Origin of the sequence: Leptolyngbya sp. FACHB-671, assembly GCF_014695745.1 — a bacterium.
In the GTDB taxonomy this organism is placed as follows: Bacteria; Cyanobacteriota; Cyanobacteriia; order Elainellales; family Elainellaceae; genus JAAUTN01.
Genome location: NZ_JACJOV010000142.1, coordinates 1 through 6,508 on the forward strand (window position 1 = coordinate 1; position 6,508 = coordinate 6,508).

Annotated in this window: 8 protein-coding genes; 2 read left to right on the forward strand and 6 right to left on the reverse strand. The window is 48.7% G+C overall.

Annotated features, from left to right (window positions below):
* Positions 1 to 122: 122 nt before the first annotated feature.
* Genes H6F93_RS35895 through H6F93_RS35905 form a run of 3 tightly spaced genes read right to left on the reverse strand, consistent with a single transcriptional unit; the run spans position 123 to position 2,563 of the window.
* Entirely contained in the window at positions 123 to 458 is a 336-nt protein-coding gene (locus tag H6F93_RS35895; protein WP_242043570.1) for a hypothetical protein, read from the reverse strand.
* A 25-nt stretch (positions 459 to 483) separates the two neighbouring features.
* Entirely contained in the window at positions 484 to 1,878 is a 1,395-nt protein-coding gene (locus H6F93_RS35900) for an N-6 DNA methylase (protein WP_242043571.1), read from the reverse strand.
* A complete protein-coding gene (locus H6F93_RS35905) occupies positions 1,856 to 2,563 on the reverse strand; it encodes a class I SAM-dependent DNA methyltransferase (protein WP_242043572.1) in 708 nt (235 codons plus the stop codon). Before H6F93_RS35905 ends, H6F93_RS35900 begins: the two co-directional genes overlap by 23 nt.
* Before the next feature lie 651 nt (positions 2,564 to 3,214).
* Here H6F93_RS35905 and H6F93_RS22505 point away from each other — a divergent pair.
* Positions 3,215 to 3,550, forward strand: a complete 336-nt coding sequence (locus H6F93_RS22505) for a hypothetical protein (protein WP_190685601.1) — start codon at positions 3,215 to 3,217, stop codon at positions 3,548 to 3,550.
* Between the two features lie 810 nt (positions 3,551 to 4,360).
* Here H6F93_RS22505 and H6F93_RS34775 read toward each other — a convergent pair.
* From H6F93_RS34775 to H6F93_RS22520, 3 genes are all read right to left on the reverse strand, one after another.
* Positions 4,361 to 4,495, reverse strand: coding sequence for a hypothetical protein (locus H6F93_RS34775; RefSeq protein ID WP_277882874.1), 135 nt, complete (start codon positions 4,493 to 4,495; stop codon positions 4,361 to 4,363).
* A 78-nt stretch (positions 4,496 to 4,573) separates the two neighbouring features.
* Positions 4,574 to 5,179: a ParB/RepB/Spo0J family partition protein gene (locus tag H6F93_RS22515; RefSeq protein ID WP_199313914.1), complete on the reverse strand. Its 606-nt coding sequence runs from the start codon at positions 5,177 to 5,179 to the stop codon at positions 4,574 to 4,576.
* A complete protein-coding gene (locus H6F93_RS22520) occupies positions 5,172 to 5,894 on the reverse strand; it encodes a ParA family protein (RefSeq protein WP_190685608.1) in 723 nt (240 codons plus the stop codon). Before H6F93_RS22520 ends, H6F93_RS22515 begins: the two co-directional genes overlap by 8 nt.
* Positions 5,895 to 6,039: 145 nt before the next feature.
* Here H6F93_RS22520 and H6F93_RS22525 point away from each other — a divergent pair, with 145 nt between their 5' ends.
* Positions 6,040 to 6,330: an AbrB/MazE/SpoVT family DNA-binding domain-containing protein gene (locus H6F93_RS22525; RefSeq protein ID WP_190685611.1), complete on the forward strand. Its 291-nt coding sequence runs from the start codon at positions 6,040 to 6,042 to the stop codon at positions 6,328 to 6,330.
* Positions 6,331 to 6,508: the final 178 nt, after the last annotated feature.

Below are 6,508 nucleotides of genomic sequence, written 5' to 3' on the forward strand. Positions count from 1 at the left end.
GTTAGCTTCTCGTTGTCTTACTCTTTCAGCCATGCCAGACACCATTCGTGGACACACACTTTTTCATTGGTGGAAGGAGGAATAAATTAGTGTCACTCTACCATCCGGATTCCGTATAAGAACTAGTTCCACTCTAATCCCATCTTTCTCAGGTGCTCCTCCACCTTGCTCGATAACGTCTCCACATCCTGCATCAACTGCGGTAACGGTTCTGCATAGCGTTCTTCCAGCGTCTTCACCCGGTTCGCCAACTGTTGCGTTACCCGCTCAATTTCAGACTGAATCAATGCCTTCAGCGTTGCCTGCCACTTGTCATCCACCACCAGCGTTTTAATCTCGTCCTCGCTCAGTTTCGGATATGGGGCAAACACTGCCTTATCCAGTGCTTCCTGGGACTCCTTCACCGCTTTCTTCGCCTCTGCCTCCTGGTCAAACAGCGTCAGGCATTGCTTTAGCACTGTTGCTTCCTCTTGGGCAGTGGTATCACCCCTTTAGCTCCTTCAACCGCACTGTCACACTGGCTTTGGTCACTTTGCCTGTGTCCGTTTGGGCATCACTCAGTAAACCCTCCTCGCTACTGTGTTCCTCAATCAGCGACTCCAACTCCTGACTGATGGCATCCAGGTTGGCTTGCAACTGGTCGATGTGCTCTTGTTTGTCGGCAAAGTAACGCCCCACGATCAAACTCGGCGGAATTAGGTCAGCCTTGTATTTCTTCTTGTCGATGATCAGATCTGGCGTTTCTTTCAGCTTCTCGCCCTTCTTCACCACCAGTTCCCGCAGCACCTTTCCAGCTTGCCAACCATCCTGCACCAGCACATACACATCGTCCTGCATCGTGTCCGCCCAGTAGTCCATCAACAACTGGTAAATGTCATAGCGATCCAGCAAATCCGCCTCTGTAAACCGCATCAGCAGATCTTCAGACAACGTTTCGATCAACGCTTTGGGTTTGTCCCCTTTGGCAATTCCCTTCAGCCGCGACCCATGATCCTTGCGCCAGTCCGTGTACAGAGCCAGAGAACGATTTGAAAAAGCAGCAAACTCCGGATGGTTGAGAATTGTCGCCTTCACCTGACTGGCTTCTATCAGGCTGGTACTATACCCCTTGCGATCGCTGGCAGCAAACAGCGTCTTCCGTAAATTGGGAAACACTCGCCAATACGCTTGCAGGGCATCGATATCTGCGTCAGGGATGCCACCATTCAAATGGGCGTTGAGGTCGTGCAGATCTTCCGGTTCACTGGAATCGATATAGCGCGGGATGTTGAGGTTGTAGTCGTTCTTAGCAATCTCCTCAAACGGCACCATGCGACTGTAGCGCGATCGCTCAATCTGATGGTTAAACACATCCACAATCTTGTGAATGTCCTGGCTCCGCAGACGGTTCTTGTTGCCGTCCTTCATGAAGCCCTTGCTGGCATCCACCATAAAAATTCCGGTGCGATTGGCAGCCTGTTCCTTGTCGACGACGATGATGCAGGCAGGAATGCCCGTGCCATAAAACAGGTTTGACGGTAAGCCAATAATGCCTTTGATGTAGCCTTGCCGCACCAAGTTTTGGCGAATTCGCGCTTCCGCATTCCCGCGAAACAACACCCCATGCGGCAAAATCACCGCTGCCTTGCCTGTACTCTTCAATGATTTGAGGATGTGCAGCAAAAAGGCATAGTCCCCATTTTTGTCGGGTGGTGTGCCGTACTCAAACCGCCCAAATGGGTCGTCCTTCAGGTTAATGCCATTACTCCAGGACTTGTAGGAGAAGGGTGGATTGGCAACCGCAAAGTCAAAGGGTTTCAAACTGCCATCGGAATTTTTCCAATAGGGATCAGACAATGTGTTGCCCTTCCAGATTTCATGGCTGGGGTAGCCATGCATAAACAATATTCATGCGCAACAACGCCCAGGTAGAGTTATCCATTTCCTGCCCATAAATCGTTAGCCCACGCGGTGCTTCATCTGCCACCTTCAACAACAGCGAACCCGATCCACAGGTAGCGTCATATACCGTCTGATCCTGGCGAGTCTCTGGCGTAATGCCCACTACCTTCGCCAGAATCCGCGACACCTCTGCTGGCGTGTAGAACTGACCCTTACTTTTGCCCGACTCCGTGGCAAAGTGGCGCATTAGGTATTCATAGGCGTCCCCCAGCAGGTCATCCCCTTCCGCCCGGTTGGCACTCAGATCCAGCCCATCGAAAATCGCCACTAGGTTAGAGAGGCGATCGACCATCTCCTTGCCCCGCCCCAACCTGTCCTCGTCGTTAAAGTCAGCAACGTCAATAACCCCTCTGAGGCTGTTCTCTTCTGCCAGTGCCCCAATGATTTTGTTGATTTTGTCACCGATCTCCTTGTCGCCCTTAAGCTTCACCATGTCGCGAAAGGAACCGCCTTCCGGCACCACAATCATGCCATGGGGATCATCTGCATACTTGTCAGAAACATACTTCATGAACAGCAGCGTCAGGACGTAATCCTTGTACTGAGACGCATCCATGCCGCCACGCAGTTCATCGCAGCTTGCCCAAAGGGAGCTATAGAGTTCGGTCTTTTTAATAGCCATTTAGTCTCAGTGTATGGAGTAGAAATTCTGATACAGACGCGATCGGGTCTGATAACAGCTTCTAAGTATTTCATCAAGATTATGTTACCCGCTGTGGCTGAGCAGTAAAACTTGTGCAATTAGCAAATCAGTTGCGCGCTTTCTAGACCTTTGAAATCACTATTGTTCAAGGCTTCTAGATTTTGAGACAAATCAAGCCAAGGAGCATCAATATCCGACCCTTAAAGCTCAAAACGTTTGTCCAGCACAAGATTGAGGATTTACGCTACTCATTTGCTAACTGAACCAAATCATTTGCTCATCCACAGTGATTGTAGGTCGTTGAAGATCAAGGGCTTCACTTTGCGATCGCCGTAGTTATAGGAGAAGCGATTGTGAGCAAGTAGGTCAAGCTTTGGCTCTCGTGAAGCCCTCCAGTAGACTGAACAAATCAAGCTGGAGAGGACCGTCCATTCCGGTTTCCTCAGGAACTAAGCAAACTGGTAAGGGTTAAGTTTCTGCTCGCCGAGTGGGAGCATGTTCAAATTAGTCCCACTCCGCTATTCAAACGTCATTGCTATGCCAACAATTATTCTGTCGCTCATATTTTGAATCGACAGAATAATTCACTTTTATAATTCTGTCGATCTAGATGTAAATCGACAAAACAAAATGAGTAGCCCTCATCTGGAAGCCGAGCGCGATCGCCTTCTTCAACTCATCCAAGCCATTCGCAGTTCTGGCAGCGTGGCCCCAATCAACGTTTGGATCAGCCCTGCGCCCAAAGGTGAACACGTCTACTACAAGCTCAGCAGCAAGAACCCTGACTTCAAGAATCTGCACCTGGGCAAGATTAGGAGCGAGAAGTACCGCGACTGGAAAGCGAGAATTCAACGGCGGGAGGCGATCGCCGAGTTAGAACAGCAACTTTCCATGCTGCAAGCGTTGATCGATCGCCAGTCGATGGTTTCTATCAAAGTGTCCAACGCAGAAGAGACCGAAGGTTAGTGAACCCAGTTCTCGTTTCCTAGCGATTCCCGCTTCAAAATATCGCGGCAATGCATCCATCCCACACGCAGTTCATCACAGCTAAACCACAAAGAGCTATAGGATTCAGTCTTTTTAACCGCTATTGAGCTTTAGCAAATCCAACAATAAAACACGAAGCAGTGTAAATCGAATGCCGGAGCAGAAGCGCGATCCCCCTTTCCCAAGCTCCGATGACCGACTCTATCCTATTTTGCCGAACTTAGATTAACAACAATCTGCCTCAGACTGGCAATTTTTACTCGCCAACGTCTTCTGATTCAGTGGAACCTATCACTGCTGCAACTGCTCTACCGTTGGCAGTTCAGATTGTAGTTCTGATGGGTCTTTCACCCTTTCAAGCAGCACCGTATTGTGCCCCCCGGAATTTGTGCCGCAAGCTGTGGCACACTCTCGCCTTGCTCACGATGGGCAAGATAAAGCGATCAGCATTCGGTAAGGATTACGCCGGAAGAAGCCTTCCAAATTGGGTATTTCACGCTTCATATCACGCTCTAACTGCGTAATTATGGCATCACCCCAACCCACTGTTTCCTGGGGCTCTACAATCTGCTACCCAATCGCCGTGTACTGGGCAATCAGTTCTCGATTGACTGCCAAAATTGCCCGAACCTGCCGCGTCTGAATTCTTGCTTTCAGGTTTCATAGAAATCTGAGTAATCGCCAGGAGTAACTCACTCATATCGCAACCTATTTCCTCACCAAAAGGAATCACACAGTGAGGCAGCAACGACCTACAGAGTTTCAGTCACCCAAACTTCGCTTCTGCTGTCAAATCAATTCTTCGATATCTTTAGCAGATCCTTTTATATTCGCTAAAAAAGCAGGTAATGCCTTGATTAGTGCCTTCTCCGATCTCCCCAACTTCTCCGACTCTGGAAGTTCGCCCAATTCTTCTAAAGCCACCTCAATCTTCTTAAGTAGCTTCAACTTCTGAAAAATAGGAACTGAGTTCCTATTTTTCTCATCGGATGGTTCCTGTCTCTATTCACTCAAAACTCGTCGTACATAGCGGGTAGACACTCCGATCGCCACCGCTAGAGCTGGACCCAATGCTTTTTCACCTTCCTTAGGACGACCTCGAATTTCACGGTAGTTGAGAGACCGCAAGCGATCGGCAAGCCTTTCAATCTGGTCACGGGTATAGTTAACCCGTTTTTCATTCTCCGCCAACTCCACCTGCAACGCCCGCTCAGGTTCCTGGTCTGCGTCGAAGGGCAGCATGTGAACCTGGACTGACTCATCCGGGAATTGTTGAACAAACACATCTGGATTTTTCTCTTTAAGAGCTTGAATTGATGCCAGTCGATGGGCACCAGCCAACAAAACTCCCTTAGAATCAACCACAAGCGGCTCAATCAAACCTAATGCGGCGATCGATTCTGCTAAGTCAGCAACATGCTCAGGCCGTAGAGGTCTCGTATCAGATTCCCTGGGTTGAAGCTGGTGAAGGGGAATCTTTGTCTTCTGTGCTCGTTCCTGCTCTGCTTTAGCAGCTACGGCTTGATCCTGCTCGTGAATAGCATCAGCCGTCGCAGTAGCCTCTGCAAATACCGCCGCGCTATCGGTTCGTTTTCTGGTTCTAGCCATTCAAAACCCACTCTGAGATCGCCTGTAAATCCTTTGCTCCTTTACAAGATGCATCATAAAGCATTAAAGGAACTCGCTCAGCTCCAGCCCATGCTAGAGAAGAGTCTTGGTGCACAATGAGCCGTTTCATTGACGGGTAGGCAGTAGCAAGCTGCTTATCTAGTGCCTGGTCCATTGATCGCCTTAAATCAATTCGGCTTAGCGCCAATGCCCACCGGCTTGCCCCTCGCCGTCCTTTTTGTTGACGCAGTTTCAATTCATTCAGCACTCGCCCAGCCCCCATTACAGCTAGAGGATGAGCATCAGTACAAACCAAGGCAACATCAGCTGCAACAAGTCCCAATCGCTCAAGATACTCAACGCCTAGTGGACAATCAAAAATGAAAGCATCGTAGTCCATCGGAGCTACAATATCTGCCAAATCTTCAGGGTCTAGTGACTGAATTGTATGACCGGCTAAATCTGGGCCACCTGGCAAGACGTAAAGATTTGGAGATGCCTCTAGAGGTGCTGGTGAGCCGCCTGAGAGAAGTTCACCTGTTCCAGGTGCAGTTGGATTAGTACCCAGCACATACGCCGCATTAGACTGTGGGTCAAGGTCAATTACTAAAACTTTCCTCCCTTGACTAGCAAGCACAGAAGCAAGACCGCAGGCAATAGTTGTCTTACCTACACCACCTTTACGAGCTGCAACTGCGATACGTATTTTAGCCATGAACCAAATCGTAACACGCTCCAATCATGACGAAAATTGACCTTGACACCTCAAATTGAAGTGAAAATTAGCAAGCACTCTAGTAACAATCGTTTAGAATAAACTCATCTTCGCATAAAATCTGAATTTCAGATTATCTGAACTTATGACAGAACTATTCAGTGAAACCAGTAAACTAGGCAAGCGTGGAACGTTAGTAATTCCAGCCAAGCTAAGGCAACGTTTTGGACTCAAAGAAGGCTCACTGGTTATTACTGAAGAAACAGCTGAAGGAATACTACTTCGTCCAGCGGTCGCGGTGCCGACCACTTCGTTGACGCAGGAGCAGATTGAAGAGCTTCTACTCGAGGGAATCAATAGTGGGGAATCAACAGATATTGTTCAACAGGATTCTGATGATTTACGCCAAGCCGCGCAGAAGGCGAAGAAATCTTAGGGCTGTCTTACTTTGCTGTCTTACTTTAATGAGTCATCCTTTAATGAGTCATCTGGTATCAGTTATCAACAGGACTTACGCAGCGGCACTAGGGATAGGGGGTGGTTAAGTTGAGCTATGCTCGCTACAGTTCCAGTATGAGTGCATCAAACAGCGATTGCGATGACATTTACTAAGC